Source organism: Guyparkeria sp. SCN-R1 (assembly GCF_003932495.1).
GTDB lineage: Bacteria > Pseudomonadota > Gammaproteobacteria > Halothiobacillales > Halothiobacillaceae > Guyparkeria.
The window spans coordinates 155595-179045 of record NZ_QZMT01000004.1 but is presented as its reverse complement, the minus strand read 5'-3'; the positions used below and the strand labels follow the sequence as shown (position 1 = coordinate 179045).

Sequence of the window (23451 nt, the reverse complement as noted above, 5' to 3'; positions counted from 1 at the left end):
ACCGATCATACTGTATTCAATGCTACCGCTCGAATCCACGTCCGGCGCGCCATCGGCACGACCGCCTTCGCTCAGCTGATCGGCGTCTTGCTGGGCTCACCGGCCTGCTCGACCACGAACCGCGGCACGAGATAACCGGGCAGACGGGCACGCAAGGCCTCGATCCGCTCCCGACCCACCTCGACGTCCACCGCAAAGTGGGCGGCGCCGGCGACCGGGTCGAGCTGGTGCAGGTAGTACGGCAACACCCCCTGCTCGAACAGTGCCTCGGACAGCTCGGCGAGCACGTCGGTGTCGTTATTCACCCCTTCCAGCAACACGGTCTGGTTGAGCAACGTGACCCCGGCCTCGCGCAGCCGGCCGAATGCCGCGGCACTCTGCGACCCCAGTTCCCGCGGGTGGTTGACGTGGGCCACCAGCACCACCTGAGCGGGAAAGGCCGCCAGCATCTGGCACAACGACTCGTCGATCCGCTCGGGCGAGACCGTGGGGATACGGCTGTGGATACGCAGGCGGCGCAGGTGGGGCAAGGCGGCGAGACGTTCAATCACGGTCGCCAGACGCCGGGAGCTCAACACCAACGGATCACCGCCGGAGAGAATCACCTCGGTCATCTCCGGGTCGGTGGCGAGATAATCGAGTGCCTGCTCGAGCGCGTCCTCGTCGAGCCGCTGATCGCCGTAGGGAAAGTGGCGGCGGAAGCAGTAGCGGCAATGCACAGCGCAGGCACCGGTCAGCACCAGCAGGGCCCGGCCGCGATACTTGTGCAATACGCCCGGCACGGCATTGGCGGCGAGATCGCCCACCGGATCGGCATCGAAACCGGGCACCTCGAGCGCCTCGCGCGGATCGACGCGAAACTGGCGCGCGACCGGATCGTCCGGGTCGGCGAAGTCGATCTGCGACTCGACCAGCGGCGTGGTCAGCTCGACGAAATCGGCGTCTTGACGAGGCCGCGCGGCGGGCTGGGACGATGACGGGTTATCGGGTATGATCGCGGCCATTTCCAACGACTTCGATTAACTTGCAGGTTCCCATGGCTAGTTACAGCACCAACGAATTCCGCGCCGGCCTCAAGGTCATGCTCGACGGCGATCCGGCCACCATCGTCGAGAACGAGTTCGTCAAGCCCGGCAAGGGCCAGGCGTTCAACCGGACCAAGCTCAAGAACCTCAAGACCGGCAAGACGATCGAGCGCACCTTCAAGTCGGGCGACTCCCTCGAGGCGGCCGACATCCATGAGCAGGAAATGCAGTATCTCTTCTCCGACGGCGAGGAGTGGCACTTTATGGACCCCGAGTCCTTCGAGCAAATCATGGCGACCAAGGATGCCGTGGGTGACTCGGCCCAGTGGCTCAAGGAACAGGACATGTGCCAGGTCACCCTGTTCAATGGCGTACCGATCCAGGTGCTGCCGCCCAACCACGTCGAGCTTGCGGTGGTCGAGACCGATCCGGGTCTGCGCGGCGACACCGCCACCGGCGGCACCAAGCCGGCCAAGCTCGAGACCGGCGCCGTGGTGAAGGTGCCGCTGTTCATCGAGGAAGGCGAGGTGCTGCGCTGCGACACCCGCACCGGCGAATACCTCTCGCGCGTCAAGAACTGATCCGACGCGACGTGTCCGACCCGGAGCAGGAGACCTGGCGCCCCGGCGCCAGTCCGGAAACGCTCCGCCAACGCGCCCGGCTCAAGCGCTGGCTGCGCGAGACACTGGATGCGCGTGACTGGCTGGAGATCGACGCCCCCGTCCTGATCGACAGCCCCGATTTCGAGCCCAACATCGCCCTGTTCCGGGCGACCCTCCCCGACGGCACCCCCGCCGGCAGTCTGCACAGCTCGCCCGAACTGTCGATGAAACGCCTGCTCTGCGCCTACCCCAACTTGCCCGGGGCCTACTACCTCGGCCCGGTCTTCCGCGCCAATGAGGCCGGTCGGCGGCACAACCCCGAGTTCACCATGCTCGAGTGGTACGACAACGGCGCCACGCTCAAATCGGCCATCGACACGACGATTTCCCTGATTCAGTCGGCGAGAGAGGCGGTTGGGTTGTCGCCAGCGCCGGTCGAACACCACGATTACGGCGCACTCTTTCGCCGCCACTGCGCCCTCGACCCCTACCAGGCGGACACCGACACCTTAGCTCGGGCCGCGGGGCATCTCGGCATCGATCTCGCCGACCCGGCCGATATGACTCGCGACGACTGGCTGGATCTCCTGATGAGCCTGGTGATCGAACCGCGGCTCGACACGGCCGCACTCACCGTGGTGACAGGCTACCCGGCCAGTCAGGCCGCGATGGCGCGCATCCAGCCCACTCGCTTCGAGGGCCGGGATATCCATACGGCGGCGCGCTTCGAGGTCTACGGTGGCGGGCTGGAACTGGCCAACGGCTACCACGAGCTCGTCGATCCCGACGAGCAGGCCCGCCGATTGGATTCGGCCGGTTCACGGCAGCCCTCACCCAGCCAGCAACACTTTCTCGCCGCACTTGCCCACGGCCTGCCCGAGTGCAGCGGTGTGGCCATGGGCGTGGATCGTTTGCTGATGTGGCTGACGGGCGCGGAGGATATCGACGCCGTGCTGCCGTTCTCGGCGCGGCGGGTTTAGGGGCCACAAGAGGCGCGTGGATCACAGCAGAACCCGGCGGCTTCGATCAGTGGATTCCCGCTTTCGCGGGAATGACGTGGGTAGGAGCCTTTCGAATTTGGCTGCTAGCTCTATCGCGCTGCCAAGTCGACGATCACGTTTGGCTCCGCAGACTCCGGCTTGATCAACGAGCCCTAAAGAAACCGTCATTCCCGCGAAAGCGGGAATCCAGCAAACCACGGCACGACACTCGAACGAGCCGCCAAGCCACTCGAGGCCAGCCGCGTCGAGTCGAACTGCCCGACGCCTTAACCTTCGGTGCTCACCCCACCCTCATCGGCAATCTCACTCGCCTGCAACCGCTGCCCCAGCTTGATCGGCATCTCCGCCTGCCAGGCGGTGTCGAACTCGACGCCTTTGGCTGTCAGCAGGATGACCGTCGAGCCCATGTTGAAGCGCCCCATTTCGGCACCACGCTCGAGGCGAATCGACAGCCCGGTGTCCCCACCATACGTCCAGCGCCCGACCTGGCGCTGCGGCGAGGGCGTGACCAGCCCGGCCCAGACGGTCTCGATGGCCGAGACGTTGATCGCCCCGACCAGCACCATCGCCATGGGCCCATCGTCGGTGTCAAACAGGCAGACCAGGCGTTCGTTGCGGGCAAACAGGCGCGGCACCTCGGCAACCGTCCCGGTCGAGACCGAGAACAGCCGCCCCGGCACGTGGATCATCTCGCGCAGGGTGCCGGTCACCGGCATGTGAATGCGGTGGTAGTCCGAAGGCGAGAGGTAGAGCGTCGCGAACGAGCCGTCCTTGAACGGCTCGGCCAACGACTTGTCACCGCCCAGCAGTTCGGTGGCCGTGTAGGCCCGGCCCTTGGCCTGGAAGATATTGCCCGACTGAATGTGACCGATCTGGCTGATCCGTCCGTCGACCGGGCTGATCCACTCGTGCGCTTCGCCCTTGATCGGCCGGACGCCCTCGGCCAGCGCGCGGGTGAAGAAGGCATTGAAGGTCGGGTAGTCGGCCGGGTCGGTCTTGGCCGCCTCGCCGAGGTTGACCCCGAAGGCCTTGACGAACCGCTGGATCAGCCAAGTCGTCCAGGGCGCGCGCCAACGCGTCACCCGGAACACCAGCCCGGAGATCAGGTGGTGCGGCAAGATGTACTGGATGCGCGCCCACAGGCGCGATTGCCATTTCACATTATTACTTGGGCTGGTCATATCGCCTCGAGGTGATCTTGGTGATGAGCAGAGGCCTCCCGGCCCCGGCCGCTCTGCAGGTACCATTGTGCCAGAGCAGCCGTTCCTCGATACGTGCTTTCGACTACCCCTTGCCGAAGAGCCATTGCATGAGCCACGCCCCGTCCGATACCACCCCGGAAACCCGACCCGAGACACTGGGCAACCACGACCACCTGGAGACCATCCTCGATTTCGTCCGCTGGGCTGCCAGCCGCATGGACGAGCACGGCGTGTTCCTCGGTCACGGCACCCATAGCTACCTCGACGAGTCCGCCTGGCTGGTGCTCGAGGGCCTGCGGCTGCCACCGGACCTGGGCAATGACTGGTGGCAGGCGCGCCTGACCAGCGAGGAGCGCACCACCCTGGTCGAGCTGATTCGTCGGCGCTGCCTCGATCACACGCCCACCGCCTACCTGCTCAACCGCGCGTGGTTCCTGGGCCAGCCCTACTACGTCGACGAGCGTGTGCTGATCCCGCGTTCGCCTTTCGGCGACCTGATCCGCGACGACTTCAAGGGGCTGCTGGCCCGCAGCCCCACGCCGCAGCGACTGCTCGATATCGGCACCGGCTCGGGCTGCATCGCCATCGCATTGGCCGAGCATTTCCCGCAAGCCGACGTCGTCGGCAGCGACATCGATTTCGGCGCCCTGGCGGTCGCTTCGCACAACGTCGCCGACTACCAGCTCGCCGATCGCGTCGAGCTGATCCAGTCCGACGGCTTCGACCAGCTCCTGGATGCCGACGACAAGCCGCTGGTCTTCGACCTGATCGTCAGCAACCCGCCCTACGTCGATCCCGACGAGGCCGAGGACCTGCCCGACGAATACCACCACGAGCCGGCCGGCGCGTTGTTCGCCCCCGACCAGGGCCTGGCACTGGTCGAACGACTGCTCGACCAGGCCACGGAGCACCTCTCCCCCGGCGGCTGGATCTTCATCGAGATGGGCAATGGACGGCACTGGTTCGATCAGCGCTGGCCCGAACACCGTGGGCTGTGGGTGGATCTCTCGCCCGCCCCGTCGTCGATCGTCGCCTTCAAGCGCGAACAGCTCGACCAATGGCGCGGCGAGTAAACCGCCTAATTATTGAATACTAATATTCCATTTCGCCGGGAAAACCACGTCAAACCATGATGTTGCGCACGGCCAGTCAGCGGAAATTGCATTCCTTGTAGACCAACCCTTGTTTTTCCCGAGCCACGAGGGAACAATCGGTGCAACGGTATCGATCGCGAGCCGATCGTCACGAACAGGGAGAGCACGTCATGGCACATATCGTCATTCTGGGCGCCGGCATCGGTGGCCTGCCCGCCGCCTACGAGGCCCGCGAGGCACTGGGCGACGAGCATCGCATCACGGTGATCAACGCCGAGCCCTACTTCCAGTTCGTGCCGTCGAACCCCTGGGTGGCCGTCGGCTGGCGCAACCGTGACGACATCACCTTCCCGATTGCCCCCTACGTCGAGCGCAAGGACATCGGCTTTATCGCCCAGTCGGTCCAGCGCATCAATGCAGAGGCCAACCAACTCGAGTTGGCCGATGGCGAGACGGTCGATTACGACTACCTCATCATCACCACCGGCGCCAAGCTGATGTTCGACGAGGTCGAGGGCGCCGGCCCGCATGGCGGGCACACCGAATCGGTCTGCACCATCGATCACGCCGAGCAGGCCTACGATGACTTCAAGCGACTGGTGGAAAACCCCGGCCCGGTGATCGTCGGCGCCATGCCCGGTGCGAGTTGCTACGGCCCGGCCTACGAATACGCCTTCATCCTCGACTCGGCGTTGCGCAAGAAAAAGCTGCGCCACAAGGTACCGATCACCTACGTCACCGCCGAACCCTACATCGGCCACCTGGGCCTCGGTGGCGTGGGCGACTCGAAGGGCATGCTCGAATCGGAGATGCGCTCCCACGACATCAAGTGGATCACCAACGCCCGCACCACGCGGGTCGAGGACGGCACCATGCACGTCGAGGAGCTCAACGAGGACGGCGAGGTCAGGCAGACCCATGCCCTGCCGTTCCACCATTCAATGATGCTGCCCGCCTTCAAGGGCGTCGACTGCGTAGCGAACGTGGAGGGGCTGTGCAACCCGCGTGGCTTCGTGCAGGTCGACGACTACCAGCGCAACCCGACCTACAAGAACATCTTCGCCGCCGGGGTCGCCATTGCCATCCCGCCGGTGGAGAAGACACCCGTACCCACCGGCGCGCCCAAGACCGGTTACATGATCGAGTCGATGGTCACGGCCATCGTGCACAACATCCAGGCGGAACTGACCGGCGAGGGCGAGCCCAACTCCAAGGGCTCCTGGCAGGCCATCTGCCTGGCCGACTTCGGCGACCGCGGCGCGGCCTTCATCGCCCTGCCCCAGATCCCGCCGCGCAACGTCAACTGGTTCGCCGCCGGCCGCTGGGTGCACCTGGCGAAGATCGCCTTCGAAAAATACTTCATCCGCAAGATGAAGAAGGGCACATCCGAGCCGCTGTACGAAAAATACATCATGCGGGCGATTGGGCTGAACCGGCTGGAGAAGTAACGTACCGCCGCGACAAGGGGCCGATGCAAAACCATTAACGGCGCGCCTCCGGGTGCGCCGTTTTTCGTGCTACGAACGACACGGCCTGACCGTCTCGCACCTCCCTGCGCCACCGACACCACCGGATCCGTCATTCCCGCGGAAGCGGGAATCCACAGCCAGGTTGTCGGCATGACTCACCGGCCCAACGCTCTTGGCCCGTTACGACTGGCAGCCATCCGTTAGCCCCATGACTCCGTTCACTGGATTCCCGCTTTCGCGGGAATGACGGGTGTTTGGTCATATTCGCGGGACTGACGGACCTTCGGGCCGCCCCCCGAGCGTCGGCCGGATGGCACTCTCCCCCACCCCGCCATATCCGTTAGACTTGATCCCACTTACCCAACTGCAGGGATACGGCCATGACCGGTTCGACGAATGCCTCCATCGACCACGTCCTCGGCGACCTCTCCGTCGAGACATTCCTGCGCGACTACTGGCAGAAAAAGCCGGTCCTGATCCGCGGCGCCTTCCCGGGCTTCGAGAGCCCGATTTCCCCCGAGGAATTGGCCGGGCTGGCCTGCGAGGCGGATGCGCCGTCGCGCCTGATCCTGGAGCATGGCGACGAGCGTGACTGGCAACTCAAGATGGGGCCGTTCACCGAGGAGAACTTCCGCGCCCTGCCGGACGACGGCTATTCCCTGCTGGTCACCGACTGCGAGAAGCTGGTGCCCGAGCTGATGGAAATCGTCGAACAGTTCCGCTTCGTGCCCGACTGGCGCATCGACGACCTGATGATCTCCTACGCCCCGCCGGGCGGCTCGGTGGGTGCGCATATCGACGACTACGACGTCTTTCTGCTGCAGGCCCATGGCCAACGCCGCTGGCAGATCGAGAACCCGCCGGTGCACACCGCCTACCGCGAGGGGCTGGACGTACGCATCCTGACCGATTTCACCCCCACCGACGAATGGGTGCTCGAGCCGGGCGACATGCTCTACCTGCCGCCCGGCATCCCCCACCACGGCATCGCGGTCGACGACTGCATGACCTGGTCGATCGGTTTCCGCGCCCCCACGCAGGCTGATCTCGTCGGCGGCGTCTGCGACCGTCTGGCCACGCTGGCAGCCGAAGAGCGCTACCGCGACCCGGATCTGGCGGTGAGCGACAATCCCGGTGAACTCGAGCCGGCCACGCGCCAGCGACTGCGCGAGTGGGTGCTCGAGGCGATGACGGCCGATGCCAACCAGCTCGATCGCCTGATCGCCGAAACGCTGACCGAGCGCCCGGTCGACCACGCCGACCTCTACCCGCGCTATCACGAGGAGGAGATCGTCGGCATCCTCGATCACCTGCACGAGATCAGCGAACTGCAGCGCACCCCGGCCTCGCGCTGGCTGCTGCTCGAGCCGAACGGCGACGATCCCGGCCAGCTATGCATCGACGGGCAGAGCCACGAACTGGATGCCGAATCCCTGCCACTCGCGCGCATGCTGACTCAACACGTCCACGTCCCCGGCGAGGCACTCGCCGAGCGGGCCAGCAACGCCAGCGCGCGCATCCTGCTGGAAAAGATACTCACCGCGGGCCAGCTGCTGATCCCCGACGAAGACGAACAAAACTGAGGAGATGTCCATGACCCAGCCGTTTGCCACCGAGTGGGGCCTGATCGGCGCCGGCGAGATCGGCGGCGTGCTCGCCCACGGCCTGCTGAAGACCGGCCACCCCGTCTTTCCGATCGGACGGGACACAAACATCCAGGCCGCCCTGTCCTCCCGCCCCTTCCTCGATGGCCTGCTGGTGGCCGTCGGCGAGAAGGACCTCGATTCGGTGCTCGAACGCATCCCGACCGCCTGGTACGACCGCGTCGTGCTGATCCAGAACGAACTGCTCCCCGACGACTGGCGCAAGCACGGCATCGAGACGCCCACCGTCGCCTCGATCTGGTTCGAGAAGAAACCCGGCAAGCCGGTCAAGCCGCTGATCTCCTCGCCGGTCTACGGCCCCAAGGCCGACGCCCTGGTCGCCGCGATGGAATCACTCGACATCCCCGCCCATCGCGTTGATGACAGCAGCGACATGCTTGAGGAACTGGTGATCAAGAACGTCTACATCCTGACCACCAACATCGCCGGCCTCGAGACCGGTGGTGATGTCGACGATCTGTGGAATAACCACCAGTCGTTGGCACGGGATATCGCCGCGGATGTCATCGCCCTGCAGGAAGCGCGTGTCGGCAAGTCACTCGACCACCAGCGCCTGATCGACGGCATGGTGAAGGGCTTTGATGGCGATCCGCAGCACCAGTGCATGGGGCGTTCGGCGCCGCAGCGGATGGCTCGAGCGTTGGCTCAGGCGGAAGACCTTGGCGTGGAGATGCCGATGATCAAGGCGGTGGCCGCGAAGCACGGGTGATTTTCGAGCAGGATGCCGCCACTTCTTGATCGGGCTATGCAAACCGTCAAGCGCTCAGGCTTCCCGATAACGTCATGGATTCCCGCTTCCGCGGGAATGACGTCCTGGTGGTGCAACCCCGATGCTATGGATTACTTTTGGCTCCGTGGATTCCCGCTTCCGCGGGAATGACGGCCTTCCGGTTTGAAGGCATCCAGCTAAGCGAGGGGCTCCGATCGAGCTGAGAGACCTGGGAACACCAACCCCATTAGCCGTCGCCAACCGCCCGTCATTCCCGCGGAAGCGGGAATCCAGGAAACGTAGCCACCAGATACAACCGAGTAGCTAGTCTTCCCAATGGAGCACGGATCGCTTCATTTAGGAGACAACAAAATCAAAACCAGGAGTTTCAATGGAATGAAACAACCCTGCGTCTACCTCCTCGCCAGTCGGCACAACGGCACGCTCTACGTCGGCGTCACCAGCGATCTCGTACAACGCGTGTGGCAGCACAAGAATGACCTGGTGGAAGAAGGTTTCACCCGTCGCTACGGTGTGCACACACTGGTCTGGTACGAGGCTCACCCAACTATGCAAGGCGCCATTGCCCGGGAGAAGGCCATCAAGAAATGGCGGCGGGTATGGAAGATTGAATTAATTGAAGAGTTCAATCCGGAGTGGCGGGATTTGTATGAGTTGATCGTTTGACCAGGGGATGGAAGGTCAACGTTCACTGCTCTCGGAAGACGGACGTGGATTCCCGCTTTCGCGGGAATGACGTGGCCTTTGGTGCCGCTTGATCAAGTTAGGGATTAGGCCGGCAATGGGAGATGGGGACACGACGCGTGTTTTTTCCGTATCCCGCCCGCTCTAAAAGAAACCGTCATTCCCGCGAAAGCGGGAATCCAGAGACCGAAACCACCCGAGCTTTTAGATCGACCAAACACAAGAAAGGGGCCACTTGGCCCCTTCCTCACGTACACCGAACGACAAACCTCACCGCTCCGGGTCGTACGCCTTCACCGCCTTGCTGCCGGTCTGCACTTCACTCAGGTCAGAGCGAATCTCGGCCTTGCGCTCTTCGCCCAGTGCCACCACGCGGTCATTGAGCGTCTGCAGCTCTTCCAGCAGCTCGCGCATCCATTCAGCCGGCGCCGCGTCATTCGGTGCGCCCTGGGCGACGACTTCGTCGATCATCGGGCGGCGGATTTCCTCCGCCTCGATCACGGCTTCCCAGTCATCCGCCTTGGCCGAGGCCAGCATGCCCTGGCTGATGGCCAGCAGGTTCTGGGCCCCTACCGGTAACCTGTCAGGCAGATTGGCGTGTGTCATTGGACTCGGCCTTTTGGCGGACTTGCTCCGGGGCGATACCGTCCCAGGCTTCCTTGATGTCACGCAGCAGCGTGGAGACTTCCTCAAGCTTCTCGATACTGGACTCGATGTTCGCTTCCAGCAGGCGGCGCTGCATGTAGGCGTACAGGCTTTCCAGGTTCTCGGAGAGCTCGCCACCATCCGGGTTGAGCGACTCGCGCAACCCACCGATGATGCCGATGGCCTTGCCGATCTGCTCGCCCTTCACGGCGCGGTCCTCGCGCTGCATCGCGCCCTTGGCGGTTGCGAGGCGCTGCAGGCCGCCTTCGAACAGCATCTGGATCAGGCGGTGCGGGGAGGCATCCTCGATCCCGGCGCGAACCCCGACGCTGGCGTATTGCTGGGCACCGAATGCGGCATTGGCGTACATGGCTAGTCCCTCGTCTTGCTCAGGCCGAATCAATCTTTCTTGAGATTGTTGAACGGCAGGTTATTCAATTGCTGGGACAGGTAATTCCCCGTGGAATTGAGCTGCCCAACCAGGGCGTCCATTGCGTTGAACTGGTCCAGCAGGCGCGACTCCAGGCTTTCCAGCCGGCGACCCAACTGCTCGCGCTGGTCACCGATATCGTCCAGCCGATTGTTCAGGCTGTCGGTGCGGCTCGAGAGGATTCCATTGAATCCCACATAGCCGTCCAGCAGATTGTCAAGCTTGCTGGCGTAACCGTTTTCACTGGCGAACAGCTCGCCCACTCCCTCGAAATCCTGCGCCAGTGCGTCGTCGAGCTTCGTATCGTCGATGGCGAGCGTGCCGTCTCGCTGGGTCTGGATGCCGATGGTCGCCAGCGTCTGGAACATGCCCTCGGCACCTTCGACCGACCCACCGATCTCGCGGCGCAGCTGGTTCATCACCGTGCGCAGCGTGGCATCCCCTTGCAGGGGCCCGGCCCGACCCGAATCCGGGTCATAGGACTGCAGTCGATTGGTGGTGTTAACCAACTCGTTGTACGACTCGACGAAACTGTTGACCTTGGATTTCACCGCGCCCGTGTTCAACGCAACGTCCAAGTTATATGTCGACAGATCGTCGGCTTTCTTTAGGTTCAATGTCACCCCATCGATGGCATCGTCGATGGAATTGGTCGAGCGGGTCACCGTCTGGCCGTCGATCTGCACCACGGCATCTTGTGCAGCCCGGAGCTCCTGAATCTCGCCCGAGGCACTGGAAAGCCGCGACAGCCCGGCCGCATCGGCATTGCTGCCGTCGTCGTCCACCGTCGAGAGCGTGATCTCGTTTGCCGTGCCCGGCGCATCGGACGTGAGTACCAAACGGCTGACCGTGCCGCCGACGCCATCATCCACGTTCACCGTCGTGGCCCTCACACCGGTGTTATCCGGCGAGCCGTTGATGGCATCCCGGATGCCGGCCAGCGTGTTGTTGCTCGCATCGACCGTGATGTCGAAGCTGTTGCCACCCACATCAAGCGTGAGCGTGCCGGTGCCGACCACAGCATCGCTGCCGGTGAAGTCGCCGCTGCGCAGTTTCTGCTCCTGCGCCAACTGCTCGACCTTCACCTGGTAGCTGCCTGCCACGGCACTGGCATCCGCCGAGGCCGAGAAGATGGAGGAATCGCTGCTGGTCGCCTTGCGCGCCTGAAAGGCATCCAGGTCGGTCAAGCCAGACAGCGATTCCTTGAATTCGTTGAGCACGCTCTTGAGCGAACCCAACGCGGAAATATTGGTCTGGATTTCGGCTTCCCGCCGATCCAGGCGATTGCGGGCGGGTTGGGCTTCGGCAGAAACCAGGTCCCTGACGATGCCGCTTACGTCAATGCCCGAACCAATGCCCGTGCTGGTGATCGCCATGTCAGTTACCTCGTTACTCGAAACATCACAACCCGAAACACGCAGTACTCAAGCCTCCAGCTCGAGCATGCCGCTTTCCCCGTCTTCGATCCGTCGGGCGATCTCGAGGAGTTCTTCCGACGGAATCTGTCGCACCACCTCGTCGGTCTGCGCGTTGATCACCTTGACGACGGTGCGCCCGGTGTCATCGTCGACCGAAAAGGACAAGTCACGCTGGCGGGACTGCATGAACTCGGAGAGCTCGGCGGCCTTTTCCTCCAGCGCCTCCCGGTCCAGGGCCAGATCACCTGAACCCGCCCGGGCAGGCTGGGCGGACGACGGGCGCGAACCCGACAACTCCGTCCCGGAAACCGTTTGCCCGGATGCGACAGAGCGCTCGCCGGTCGAGACCGGGCGAGCGCTGGTGTAAAGGCTCGGCATCTTGCCGAAGGCATCTGAGGTGTTCAATTCAGAGCTCATCATGCCACCCCCTTTATCCAAGTGATGACGCCCGTCCGCTGGGCGTCATCTCGTTAGCCCGGATTAGCCGAGCAGGCTCAGGACGTTCTGCTGCGAGGCGTTGGCCTGCGAGAGCATCGCGGTGCCGGCCTGTTGCAGGATCTGCGAACGGCTCAGGTTGGAAGTCTCCTGAGCGAAGTCCGCGTCCTGGATCTGGGAGCGGGCAGCGCTCACGTTCTCCGAGATGTTGTTCAGGTTGGCGATGGTGTAGTCCAGACGGTTCTGGAAGGCACCAAGTTCCGCACGCTTAGCGTCGACTTGACCGAGCGCGTCGTCAATGACGTTAATAGCGCTTTGAGAACCACCTTCGGTGCTGATGTCAATGCTCCCAACCGCGCTCAGATATGTGTCAGCACCGTCAAGGGCCAGGCCCGGACTCGCTCCAATCACGCCGTCGTCGTTAGCGTCGGCAGAAACGGTCAAAGCAGTTACTTCGTTTTCCGCGGACAAGACAAGGCTACCATTGTCATTCTCGGCATAGACGCCCAGGTCGTTGCCTTGGCTGTTAATCGAATCAACAAAGTTATCCAGGCTGCTGTCACCTTGATCCACAGTTACAGAGAAGCTGTTACTTCCTTCAGCCGTAGTGACTGAAAACGTGACGACTTCGTCCTGAGGATCTGTGCCGTTTGTGGCACTACCAAGGTTGGCGGTAGTGATGCCTGTCTGAGTAATTGATTGACGCGACGTGCCAATGTCGCTCGCACTAATTGAATCCAGGCCTAAGCTAACCGTTTCGTTTGCGTTTGCGCCAACTTGAAACGCACGTGTACCAAAGTTGCCATCGAACAGCTTAGTGGCACCGAAGGATGTGGTGTCGGAAATGCGAGTCAGCTCTGCCTGAAGCTCAGTAACCTCCTCCTGCAGCGCTTGGCGGTCCGATGCCGAATTGGTGCCGTTTGCCGACTGAATCGACAGTTCACGCATCCGCTGCAGGATATTGGTAGATTCCTGCATCGCACCCTCGGCGGTCTGCGCCAGAGAAATACCGTCGTTGGCGTTGCGCACCGCCTGATTCAGGCCGTTGATCTGCGAAGTCTGGCGGTTTGTGATCGCCAGACCCGCGGCATCGTCAGCGGCGCTATTGATACGCAGACCCGAGGACAGACGCTCCATGGCGGTCTGCATCTCGCTCTGCGTGGAGCCCAGTTGACGCTGCGCGTTCAGGGCCATTACGTTCGTGTTTACACCCATTACCATGATGTCGTCTCCTCTTTACAGACGGGCCCCGGTCTTGGGGCATTTTCTCTTGGTTACGGTTCCCTTATCGGCGTGTCTTGTCAGAGCTTTAGGCCTTGGGTGAATTTTTTTTGCTTGGTGGTCGGAAGGCGTGCTGGTGCGTTGTCGCCGAGTGTATGACGGGGTGGGTGGTGATGCCAGGGGGTGTGTTGGGCTCTGTTGGTGTTGGGGTTGCCGGTGGCTGTTGGTGGCTTCGATGGCTGGGTTCCCGCTCCCCGCCTACGCGGGGACAGGCTTCGCGGGAACGACAGGGTGGGGGCTCGCCGGCCTCAAGAGAGCAGCCCCTGGCAGCGGTAATGCAAGCGATGGCACCGGCCTACATAGGCACCACGACCTCTTTGCGCACCTCGTGGTCATGACGCACCTCGTCGTCATTCCCGCGGAAGCGGGAATCCATGACAGGTTCGACGAAGCCGATATGGCCGACTCTCCCGTCTCCCGGCCTATGGCATGAGATGTCTTCTACGCTGCTGCCAACCGAGGCTGGCGGTGGCTGCGTTCTCGAGATTCCCGCGTCCGCGGGAATGACGGGGGTGTGGGGTGGGTAGTGCGTGATCTGGCAGTCCGCGACAGGGTTGGGCTGACCGGGTGGCAACCCCCGCCAAGCGGAACCACGACTTCATTACGCACCAAGACGTCATTCCCGCGGAGGCGGGAATCCATGGCTGGTTCGAGGGAGCCGATGTGGCCGATCCTCCCGGCCTATGTCATGAGACGTCTTTTACGCTGCTGCCAACCGAGACTCGCGGTGGCTGCGTTCTCGAGATTCCCGCTTCCGCGGGAATGACAGGGTGGTGGCGCGGGAATGTCGAAATGGGGGTGGGCGGGGCCAGTCCGGTGGGTGACGCCTCCTAGGGGCCCGGCAGTGGCGCTGCCGCCTCGGTCGGCAATCTTGCTGTTACACCACCGACATGATTCAGCCTTACACTCGCTAGCTCATCCCCTCGAGCCCCTGACATGCCCACCATGCACCATCTGGAACTCCGCCCTTCCCTGCCGCCAGCGCTCTCCCGATTAAACGAGCTGGCCGGCAATCTGTATTACAGCCGGTCGCGGGCGGTGCGGGATCTGTTTGACCGCATCGATGCGGAGACCTGGGCGCAGGTGGAGGGCAATCCGGTGCGCTTCCTGCAACTGGTGCCGCAGGCGCGGCTGGACCAGGCGGCGGGCGATTCGGCGTGTCTGGCGGAACTGGCGGCGGTCTGGCGTGAGTTCGAGGTGCATTGCTCGGATGAGCGCGTGGACGTGCTTGGCTCGGTGATCGATCCGCAGGAGACGGTGGCGTATTTCTGCGCGGAGTTCGGCTTTCACGAGTCGCTACCCATCTATTCCGGCGGGCTGGGGATCCTGGCGGGGGATCACTGCAAGGCGGCCTCGGACCTCGGTCTACCGTTGGTCGGCGTGGGGCTCTTGTACCGGCAGGGCTATTTCCAGCAGTGCATCGATGCCGAGGGCCACCAGCACCCGCGCTTCGAGGATCTGGATTTCTCCCACCTGCCGATTCGGCCAGCCACTCGGGGCAGCGCGCCCATCGAGGTGCGTGTGGAATTCCCGGGACGGATGGTGACGGCGCAGGTCTGGGAAGTGCGGGTCGGGCGGGTGGTTGTTTATCTGCTGGATACCGATGTGGCCGACAACAAGGCCGCGGACCGGGAGATCACCCACCGACTCTACGGCGGTGACCGCCGTCGACGGCTCGAGCAGGAGATGCTGCTGGGTGTGGGCGGCGTGCGCGCCTTGCGGGCGCTGGGCATCATGCCCTCGGCCTGGCATATCAACGAGGGGCATGCCGCCTTCTCGATTCTCGAGCGGGTGCGGGAGCTTACCAAGGACGGATTGGCATTTGATCCGGCCCGGCACGCCGTGGCCGCCGCGACCCTGTTCACCACCCACACGCCAGTGCCCGCCGGGCACGACACCTTCGCCCCGGACCTGGTCGAAGCGCACGTCCAACCGTTTCTGGCCGATCTCGGTGTCGATGCATCCGCCGTGCTGTCGTTGGGCACCGACCCGGCCCATGATGGCAAGCGCTTCAACATGACCGCCCTGGCCCTGCGTGGCTCACGTCAGCACAACGGCGTTTCGCGGGTGCATGGCACGGTTGCCGCGCAGATGAGCCAAGCGTTCTGGCCCGAGGTGCCGGCCGAGGAGAATCCGCTCACGCACGTGACCAATGGCGTTCACGTCGAAACCTTCCTCAACCGGGACCTGACCCGCCTGTTCGACGCCACCCGTCGCGACTGGCGAGACCATCTGCACGAGGCGGGCATCGGCGAGCTGGTCGAGCGCATCGATCCTGCCCGCCTCTGGTCCATGCACCTGTCGGCCAAGGCGCATCTGGTCGATGACCTGAAGGCAAGTCTGCAGCGCCAATCGGAGCGGTTCGGCGAGGCTCACGTGCGCCTCAAGCAACGTTGCCGCGTACTGGACCAGCCGGTCGACAACTTCCTGATGGTGGGATTCGCACGGCGGTTCGCCACCTACAAGCGTGCCGGCCTGCTCTTTCGCCAACGCGAACGGCTTGCCCGCCTGATCGAGGCCAGCCCGCGGCCGCTGGTGTTCGTTTTTGCCGGTAAGGCCCACCCCGCCGACGAGCCGGGGCAGGCGCTGTTGAAGGAGGTCCATGAACTAAGCGCTGACCCGCGCTTTGCCGGGCACGTGCTGTTGATCGAGGGCTACGACATGGGGCTGGCGCGCCGGCTGGTAGCCGGTTGCGATGTCTGGCTTAACACGCCGGAGTTTCCCATGGAGGCCTCGGGCACCTCCGGGCAGAAAGCGGGGATCAACGGCGTGCTGAACCTGTCCGTGGCCGATGGTTGGTGGGCCGAGGGCCATGATCACCGCGCAGGGGTCGCCAATGGCTGGTCGATTTCACCGGCGCCGGGGGCGGCCGACCGCAACGAGCGCGAGGCCGATGACCTGCTGACATTGCTCGAGACCGAAGTGATCCCGCTGTTCGATCGCCGAGAGGCGCCTGCCGATAACGCCCCCGAAGGACTGCCGCTTGAATGGATTGCCTGGCAGCGACATGCCATCGCCACCATCCTACCGCGGTTCAATGCCTCGCGCATGGTGCGGGACTACGCCGAACATCATTACCGGCGGGCCATCGATGCGGGCCGCTTGGTTTCACAGCACGGCTATCGGGCCGCTCGAGAGCGTGCCGATTTCGAGCAAGCGCTGGCAGCCCACTGGGCGGGTGTCGAGGGGAAGGTGATCAGCACGCCCGGATCGATCGTGCGACAAGGCCAATCATTGAGCATCGACATCGAGACCACCAGCCCGAGGCTGCCGCCCCACTCGCTTCGCTGCGAGGCGGTGTTGGGTGATGGGGCATCTCGGCGAGTGGTCGTGGGGGAACTGGTTGAGTGGGTGGATGAACAGGCGCGGGGGCTGCATCGGATTGAGTTGCCCGGGGACCTCGCGGGGGAGGTCGATTATCGGCTGCGGGTTGTGCCGACGCACGAGACGTTGCTGCATCCCTATGAGTTGGGACGGATGGTTTGGTTGTAGTGGGGTTGGTCTGACCGCGCATGCGTGATTGGCGTTGGGGTGGCTTTAGCGTTTTGGTGGCTTCGTTCTCTGGATTCCCGCCCCCGTTTTCACGGGGACATGCTTGCGCGGGAATGACGAAGTGGTGGCGTCGTTCACTCGATTCCCGATTTCGCGGGAATGACGGGGTGGTGGCTTCGTTCACTGGCTCCCCTCTTCCGCGGGAATGACGGGGAGGTGGCTCTGCTCTCTGGATTACCGCTCCTCGCCTACGCGAGGACAGGCTTCGCGGGAATGACGGGGGTTGGTAGTCACGATCTCTGGGTGTTTGCTCGCCGCCCTTGCGGAGGCAGGCTTCTTCGGATCGAGGGTTGGTGGCTTCGTCCTGTGGATTCCCGCTTTCTCGGGCATGACGATGTTTGGGGGCGTCGTTAGTCGAGAAGCGGCAGAGGACAAGCGCTCCCCCTCAACCGGCACGCGTCGTTGTTCCGATTGAGGGCCCCGTTTTAATGGCTCCAATCCTGCCGAAGAATCGAAGAGCTCCCTCCCCGCTTCTCGACAGCCCCCACTCCGTCATTCCCGCGGAAGCGGGAATCCAGAAGGTTCAACGGCTGCACCAATCGCCACGCGCACCAATTCCCCTCTTAAAACGGCACCAAGGCGGCTCGGCTACGCTGGCCCGCAGGTAGTCACCTGCCCTCCTCCAAACCATTCCCATAAGCACACCGCTCAAGCAATGGGCACCCACCACAGGCCGGCTTGGCCCGGCAATGCGCCTTGGCGTGCTCGACGATCAGGCCGTGCCAGCGAGCAAGACGCGTGGCGGTAGGTTCGCGGGTGTGTGTGAGCAGGTCGTCGGCCAGCAAGTCATATTTGCGCGCCGCGGTGTCGGGGAAGCCGAGGCGATGGAACAAACGGCGGGTGTAGGTGTCGATTACCCAGACGGGGCGTTCCAGGGCGTAGAGCAGGATGTCGTCGGCGGTTTCATGGCCGACGCCATGGATGCCGAGCAACCAGTCGCGCAACTCGTCGGTGGGACGCGCCTGCAGGCCATCGAGTCCCCCGGCGCCCTGCCATGCCTCGGTCATGGCCCGCAGACGGCGGGTCTTGATGCGAAAAAAGCCCGAGGGGCGGATCAGTTCGGCCAGGTTTTCGTCGTCCAGATCCAGGATACGGGCGGCATCCAGCACCTCGGCGGCGTGCAGGTTGGCCAACGCCTTCTCGACATTGTTCCAGTTGGTGTTCTGGGTGAGCACGGCGCCGACAGCGATCTCGAAGGCACGCCCTTCGGCATCGTGCGCGTAGCCGGCCGGCCACCACGGCATTCCGGGAAACTCGGCACGATTGGATGGCATCTCTGGCTCGCGGGTTTGTTCGCAATCAAGGCGCCGGACCGAAGGCGGGCTCGTTGCCCGCCGAGGGGCGGCAACGCCGAGTGCGGGCAAACCCGCGAGCCCCGTCCGGGCGAGCCTCCAAGGGCCCATCTGCGGTGTTGCAGCCCTTGCAAAGGGCGACGGCCCTTCGCGGCGGACTGCGCCTTGCATCTGGACCCTTGGAGGTCCCGCAGAGACGTCATCCAATCGTGCCGAGGTTCCCTTGGCCGGCTCGCCACGCTCGAGGTGGTGTTGGTGGGCCGCGAGCAACCGCGGCTCGATCCAGTCGAGGCAGTCGGCCAGAGAGACGAAGGACGATGGATGAGGGATGCCGTTGTCGGCGTTGGTCACGGGGTGTACTCCACGGTTGGCTCGAATCGACGGCGGATGCGCTATTGTCACCGGATGGTAAACAAACCGGAGGCCCGACCGTGATCCAGGAAACCGAAATCGCCACCTTTGCCGCGGGATGCTTCTGGGGCGTGGAGGATCGCTTCCGTCAGCTGCCCGGCGTGATCGATGTGATCTCGGGGTATACCGGCGGGCAGGTCGATCACCCGGGTTACCGCCAGGTCTGTACTGGCAGCACCGGACACGCCGAGGCGGTCGAGGTGCGCTTCGACCCCGACCGGATCGACTTCGAAACGCTGACCCGGGCATTCTTCTCGATGCACGATCCGACCACTCCCAATCGACAGGGCCCGGACGTGGGCACGCAATATCGCTCGGCGATCTTCACGCGTGGCGACAACCAGCGCGAAATTGCCGAACGAGTGCGCGACGAACACCAGGCCACGCTGGGTCGCCCGATCGTCACCGAGATCGTGCCGGCCTCGGCCTTCTGGCCTGCCGAGGACTACCATCAACGTTACCTGGAGAAGCGCCGCGCCGGCGCACTCTGATCATCCCTTAGACGACACACAAGGAGATAGCGATGCTCGACTTTCCCTACGGTGGCCTGCTTGGCCTGATCATCCTCTTCCTGGATATCTACGCGATCATCAAGGTTGCGCAGAGCTCGGCCTCGGCCGGCATGAAGGCGCTGTGGATCGTGATCATCCTGTTCCTGCCGATCCTCGGCCTGATCCTCTGGTGGCTGTTCGGCCCCAAGTGATCAAACGATGGGCCGCCTGCAAACAAAACGGGTCTTTGATCCGCCCAAGCGCGACGACGGCTATCGTGTGCTGGTCGATCGGCTCTGGCCGCGAGGCGTGAAGAAGGCGGATCTCGATCACGACGAGTGGCTCAAGAATGTCGCCCCGTCCGGCGCCCTGCGCCGCTGGTTCGGGCATGACCCGGACCGGTTTGCCGCGTTCGCCGAACGCTATCGGAATGAGCTTGAAGGCAACGAGGAAGTCGAGAGACTGGCTGAAATTGCCGCCGAGCGATCGGTCACCCTCCTCTATGCCGCCAAGGACCGTGAGCATAACCACGCGCGGGTGCTGGCCGGCACCATTGAGGGGCGTTTGGAACAGAGTTGAGCCGACATTGCGGCGGCGAATGCTCTGCAAATGGGCCGGCAAGCGGCCTTTTTCGGTTGAGGCGTACTCAGCATCAGCACCCGTCATTCCCGCACAAGCGGGAATCCATAACAAGGTTACACGAAGCCAATACGGTCAACTGTTTCCAAGCGGGTACACCGCTAGCCTTTCCTGCGCCTCAGCCTACCGAGCATGTCTTGGCTCCGATCGCTGGATTCCCGCTTTCGCGGGAATGACGATTCCGGGGAAGCCGTCGGGCCAATGGATCTGGCGACTAGGTCAGGCTGGGATGCCCGCGATATTCACGCGCGAACCACACCGCCCCGTCATTCCCGCGGACGCGGGAATCCACAACGGAGTCGCCTCGAAGGCAGCGAGACCAAATCGCCCTGCCCCCTCTTTTGGGGCCACCGTGCGTCTTCATGCGTTACTGACAGCCTAGGAAGTTGTGGCTTCGATCGCTGGATTCCCGCGTCCGCGGGAATGACGATTCTGGGGGAGGCGCGTCGGGCCAATGGCTCTGGTGACTACGTCAGGCTGGGATGCCCGCGACATTCACGCGCGAACCACACCGCCCCCTTCATTCCCGCGGACGCGGGAATCCATAACGTTGTCGCCTCGAAGGCAGCGAGACCAATCCCCCTACCCCCTCTTTTGGGGCCACCGTGCGTCTTCCTGGGTTACTGACAGCCAAGAATGTCGCGACTTCGTTGGCTGGATTCCCGCTTTCGCGGGAATGACGATCGTGTGGCGTTGAATTGCCCCGCCGCCTTCGAGGCGTGGGGCTGATGGTGCTGCTACCTCACCCCCGCAGACCAATCCCGTTGCGGAACAGGCGCAGCACGTAGAGGTAGGCGATCACGATCCCTACGGCGAGGATGGCGTAGGTGCTCCACACCGGTACGTCCGAGATGCCCAGCATCGCGTAGCGAAAGCCGTTGATGATGTAAAGGATCGGGTTGTAGAGCGAGGCCTGCTGCCAGAACTCGGAGAGCATGTTGATCGAGTAGAACACCCCGCCGAGGTAGGTCAGCGGCGTGAGCACGAAGGTCGGCACGATCGAGATGTGGTCAAAGTGCGTGGCGTAGACCGCGTTGATCAGCCCACCCAGGGCGAACAGGATCGAGGTCATCAACGCCACGCCGAACAGGTTCAGGACGCTGTGGACCGAGAGCTCGGCGAACAGCAGCGCGACCAGGGTGACCGCCCCACCGACGGTCAGCCCGCGCGCCACCCCGCCGGCGACGTAGCCGACGATGATCAGCCAGTTGGGCATCGGCGAGACCAGCAACTCCTCGACGTGACGCGCGAACTTCGCGCCGAAAAATGAGGAGACCGAGTTGGCGTAGCTCTGGGTGATCACCGACATCAGGATCAGGCCGGGCACCAGGTACTGGATGTAGGGCACCCCGTCGATCTCGCCGATGCGCGGGCCGATCAGGTGACCGAAGACCACGAAGTACAGCGCCGTCATGATCATCGGCGGCAGCACCGTCTGCACCCAGATCCGGCCAAAGCGCAGGATCTCGCGGGTGAGCAGCATCATGAAGGCATTCCACGCCCCGCGCGGCGTCAGGCCGACCGCCTTCTCACCCGGCCCCTGGTGGTCGAATGCATCGCTTTCTGAACGGATACTCATGGACGTTCCTCGGCGTTGATGGCGGCATCGTCGTCCTGCACCAGGCGCAGGAACAGCTCCTCGAGACGGTTGGTCTTGTTCTTCATGCGCTCGATCACGATGCCGTGACCGCGCAGCACGTCGAACACGCCGGTCAGCTCCTGGCCGCGGGTGAGATCGACCTCGATGGTCTCGTCGTCGATCAGGCGCGAACCGACCACCGGCATCTCCGGCAGCGATTCCACCGGCTCGCGGGCGTAGAGGACGAAGGTCTCCTGCGAGAGCTTGGCCAATAGGTTCCTCATCGAGGAGTGCTCGACGATCCGGCCCTCGTTGATGATCGCGATATTCCGGCACAGCGCCTCGGCTTCCTCGAGGTAGTGCGTGGTGAGGATGATGGTGGTGCCCTGCTTGTTGATCTGGGTCAGGAAGTCCCACATGCCGCGGCGCAGTTCAATGTCCACGCCGGCCGTGGGCTCGTCGAGGATCAGCATGCGCGGGCCATGCACCAACGCGCGAGCGATCATCAGGCGACGCTTCATGCCGCCCGACAGCGCTCGGGCCATGCCCTCGCGCTTCTCAAAGAGCCCAAGCTGCTTCAACAGCTCGTGGGCGCGCTTTTTCGCCGCCTTGCGGGTCATGCCGTAGAAGCCGCCCTGGTTGATGACGACTTCCTCGACCGGCTCGAACTGGTTGAAGTTGAATTCCTGCGGCACCACACCGATCTGGGATTTCACCCAGGCCCGATCCCGGTCGAGATCGTGACCGAACACCCGCACCGAGCCGGCGGTCTTGTTCACCAGGGAACAGAGGATGCCGATGGTGGTCGACTTGCCCGCCCCGTTGGGTCCCAGCAGGGCGAAGAAGTCCCCTTCGGCAATGGCAAGCTCGATGCCCTTGAGGGCATGCGTGCCCCCCTCATAGGTCTTCTCGAGTTCGTAGATCTCGACGGCATTGCTCATGAAGCACTCGTGATTGGTCAAGCGTGTAGTGAAGCCGACACGGCCCTCAGCGGTTCGCCGACGGCAGGTGCCAGTGATAGCGAATACCCAGTCCGCGCACGGCCAGGGTGACGGTGAACCCGAGGATCACCGCGGCAATCGACCACTCCAGCCAATGGGCGAACAGAACATAGACGATCCCGCCAGCCAACGCGGCCGAGGCATAGATCTCGCGGTGCAGCAGCAACGGCGGCTCGCCGGCGAGCACGTCGCGGATCAGCCCGCCGAAGGCGGCGGTCATGATGCCCATCATCACCGCGATCATCGGGTTGGCATCCATCGACAGCGCGATCTGGGTGCCGATCACGCAGAAGGCCGCCAGCCCGACCGCATCGGCCCAGGGTAGCCAGTTGGCGCGCTGGTGGAACGGCTTGCTGACGTAGAAGGTGACGATCGCCGTCACCGCGGCGATCACCAGGTACTCCCATTGGGTCAACCAAAAGACCGGCCGGTCGAGCAAAAGATCCCGCAACGTGCCGCCGCCGATGCCGGTGACGGTCGCCAGAATCAGGAACCCCATCAGGTCCATGCGCTTGCGATCGGCCACCAGGGCGCCCGTGACGGCGAACACCGCCGTCCCGAAGTAATCCAGTCCCTGCAACACCTCGCCGATCATGCCCGTCTCCCGTGTCCATCCTGTCCCGCACCCGACCATCCGGCCATCCGGCCCAACCCTCTGGCGCGGAAGATCGCGGAGGATAGCCAGTCGGCCGCCGGGAAAAAAGTCCTGGCCGCCGGCAACGCCGGCAATTTCCCAGCATTCTACTCGGGGGACGAGCCGGTGCGGGTGGCGCTAGACTCCGTGTTAGAGCCTATACCCTTCAACG

Annotated in this window: 22 protein-coding genes; 11 read left to right on the top strand and 11 right to left on the bottom strand. The window is 63.6% G+C overall.

What is annotated here, in order from left to right:
- Nucleotides 1–71: 71 nt before the first annotated feature.
- On the bottom strand, nt 72–1004 hold the full coding sequence (epmB, locus tag D5687_RS03765; protein ID WP_125198426.1) for an EF-P beta-lysylation protein EpmB: 933 nt from the start codon (nt 1002–1004) through the stop codon (nt 72–74).
- Nucleotides 1005–1036: 32 nt separating this feature from the next.
- Here epmB and efp point away from each other — a divergent pair, with 32 nt between their 5' ends.
- Both efp and D5687_RS03755 read left to right on the top strand, forming a co-directional pair.
- Nucleotides 1037–1606 carry an elongation factor P gene (gene efp / locus D5687_RS03760; protein WP_125198425.1) on the top strand — a complete coding sequence of 190 codons (570 nt, stop codon included), beginning with the start codon at nt 1037–1039 and terminating at the stop codon, nt 1604–1606.
- 11 nt (nt 1607–1617) lie between these two features.
- Nucleotides 1618–2607, top strand: coding sequence for an EF-P lysine aminoacylase GenX (locus tag D5687_RS03755; RefSeq protein WP_125198424.1), 990 nt, complete (start codon nt 1618–1620; stop codon nt 2605–2607).
- A 287-nt stretch (nt 2608–2894) separates the two neighbouring features.
- Here the strand turns inward: D5687_RS03755 and asd are convergent, their stop codons facing one another.
- Entirely contained in the window at nt 2895–3809 is a 915-nt protein-coding gene (gene asd / locus D5687_RS03750; RefSeq protein ID WP_125198423.1) for an archaetidylserine decarboxylase, read from the bottom strand.
- Nucleotides 3810–3937: 128 nt separating this feature from the next.
- On the opposite strand from asd, the gene prmB reads away from it, so the two are divergent.
- The 5 genes from prmB to D5687_RS03725 all read left to right on the top strand — a co-directional run bounded on the left by prmB (nt 3938) and on the right by D5687_RS03725 (nt 9453).
- A complete protein-coding gene (prmB, locus tag D5687_RS03745; protein ID WP_158611734.1) occupies nt 3938–4903 on the top strand; it encodes a 50S ribosomal protein L3 N(5)-glutamine methyltransferase in 966 nt (321 codons plus the stop codon).
- Between the two features lie 191 nt (nt 4904–5094).
- Entirely contained in the window at nt 5095–6372 is a 1278-nt protein-coding gene (locus tag D5687_RS03740) for an NAD(P)/FAD-dependent oxidoreductase (protein WP_125198421.1), read from the top strand.
- A gap of 401 nt (nt 6373–6773) precedes the next feature.
- The gene (locus D5687_RS03735; protein WP_125198420.1) at nt 6774–7976 is read left to right on the top strand and encodes a cupin domain-containing protein; all 1203 of its coding nucleotides are present in this window, start codon (nt 6774–6776) and stop codon (nt 7974–7976) included.
- Between the two features lie 10 nt (nt 7977–7986).
- Entirely contained in the window at nt 7987–8766 is a 780-nt protein-coding gene (locus D5687_RS03730; protein ID WP_125198419.1) for a hypothetical protein, read from the top strand.
- Between the two features lie 396 nt (nt 8767–9162).
- On the top strand, nt 9163–9453 hold the full coding sequence (locus D5687_RS03725; RefSeq protein ID WP_125198418.1) for a GIY-YIG nuclease family protein: 291 nt from the start codon (nt 9163–9165) through the stop codon (nt 9451–9453).
- Between the two features lie 288 nt (nt 9454–9741).
- On the opposite strand, the gene D5687_RS03720 is transcribed toward D5687_RS03725, so the two are convergent.
- The 5 genes from D5687_RS03720 to D5687_RS03700 form a co-directional block, all read right to left on the bottom strand.
- Complete coding sequence (locus D5687_RS03720) at nt 9742–10077, bottom strand: flagellar protein FliT (protein ID WP_125198417.1); 336 nt, start codon at nt 10075–10077, stop codon at nt 9742–9744.
- Entirely contained in the window at nt 10055–10486 is a 432-nt protein-coding gene (fliS, locus tag D5687_RS03715) for a flagellar export chaperone FliS (RefSeq protein WP_125198416.1), read from the bottom strand. The genes D5687_RS03720 and fliS overlap by 23 nt, the downstream gene beginning before the upstream one ends.
- Nucleotides 10487–10515: 29 nt before the next feature.
- A complete protein-coding gene (gene fliD / locus D5687_RS03710) occupies nt 10516–11922 on the bottom strand; it encodes a flagellar filament capping protein FliD (RefSeq protein WP_125198415.1) in 1407 nt (468 codons plus the stop codon).
- A gap of 48 nt (nt 11923–11970) precedes the next feature.
- Nucleotides 11971–12381, bottom strand: a complete 411-nt coding sequence (locus tag D5687_RS03705; RefSeq protein ID WP_192894152.1) for a flagellar protein FlaG — start codon at nt 12379–12381, stop codon at nt 11971–11973.
- Nucleotides 12382–12444: 63 nt separating this feature from the next.
- Nucleotides 12445–13614 carry a flagellin gene (locus tag D5687_RS03700; RefSeq protein ID WP_370271298.1) on the bottom strand — a complete coding sequence of 390 codons (1170 nt, stop codon included), beginning with the start codon at nt 13612–13614 and terminating at the stop codon, nt 12445–12447.
- 1002 nt (nt 13615–14616) lie between these two features.
- On the opposite strand from D5687_RS03700, the gene glgP reads away from it, so the two are divergent.
- Nucleotides 14617–17172 carry an alpha-glucan family phosphorylase gene (glgP, locus tag D5687_RS03695; RefSeq protein ID WP_125198413.1) on the top strand — a complete coding sequence of 852 codons (2556 nt, stop codon included), beginning with the start codon at nt 14617–14619 and terminating at the stop codon, nt 17170–17172.
- A gap of 668 nt (nt 17173–17840) precedes the next feature.
- Here glgP and D5687_RS03690 read toward each other — a convergent pair.
- Entirely contained in the window at nt 17841–18506 is a 666-nt protein-coding gene (locus D5687_RS03690; RefSeq protein WP_125198412.1) for an endonuclease III domain-containing protein, read from the bottom strand.
- Nucleotides 18507–18955: 449 nt separating this feature from the next.
- Between D5687_RS03690 and msrA the strand changes: the two genes are divergently transcribed.
- The 3 genes from msrA to D5687_RS03675 are packed head-to-tail and all read left to right on the top strand — an operon-like array spanning nt 18956 to nt 20005.
- Nucleotides 18956–19426 carry a peptide-methionine (S)-S-oxide reductase MsrA gene (gene msrA, locus D5687_RS03685; protein WP_240031408.1) on the top strand — a complete coding sequence of 157 codons (471 nt, stop codon included), beginning with the start codon at nt 18956–18958 and terminating at the stop codon, nt 19424–19426.
- Nucleotides 19427–19458: 32 nt separating this feature from the next.
- Entirely contained in the window at nt 19459–19638 is a 180-nt protein-coding gene (locus tag D5687_RS03680) for a PLDc N-terminal domain-containing protein (protein WP_125198410.1), read from the top strand.
- Between the two features lie 7 nt (nt 19639–19645).
- On the top strand, nt 19646–20005 hold the full coding sequence (locus tag D5687_RS03675; RefSeq protein ID WP_125198409.1) for a DUF488 domain-containing protein: 360 nt from the start codon (nt 19646–19648) through the stop codon (nt 20003–20005).
- A gap of 802 nt (nt 20006–20807) precedes the next feature.
- Here D5687_RS03675 and D5687_RS03670 read toward each other — a convergent pair.
- The 3 genes from D5687_RS03670 to D5687_RS03660 are packed head-to-tail and all read right to left on the bottom strand — an operon-like array spanning nt 20808 to nt 23240.
- Nucleotides 20808–21581, bottom strand: coding sequence for an ABC transporter permease (locus D5687_RS03670; RefSeq protein ID WP_255410299.1), 774 nt, complete (start codon nt 21579–21581; stop codon nt 20808–20810).
- A 59-nt stretch (nt 21582–21640) separates the two neighbouring features.
- The gene (locus tag D5687_RS03665) at nt 21641–22585 is read right to left on the bottom strand and encodes an ABC transporter ATP-binding protein (RefSeq protein WP_125198407.1); all 945 of its coding nucleotides are present in this window, start codon (nt 22583–22585) and stop codon (nt 21641–21643) included.
- Nucleotides 22586–22631: 46 nt separating this feature from the next.
- Complete coding sequence (locus D5687_RS03660) at nt 22632–23240, bottom strand: trimeric intracellular cation channel family protein (RefSeq protein ID WP_125198406.1); 609 nt, start codon at nt 23238–23240, stop codon at nt 22632–22634.
- Nucleotides 23241–23451 lie beyond the last annotated feature (211 nt).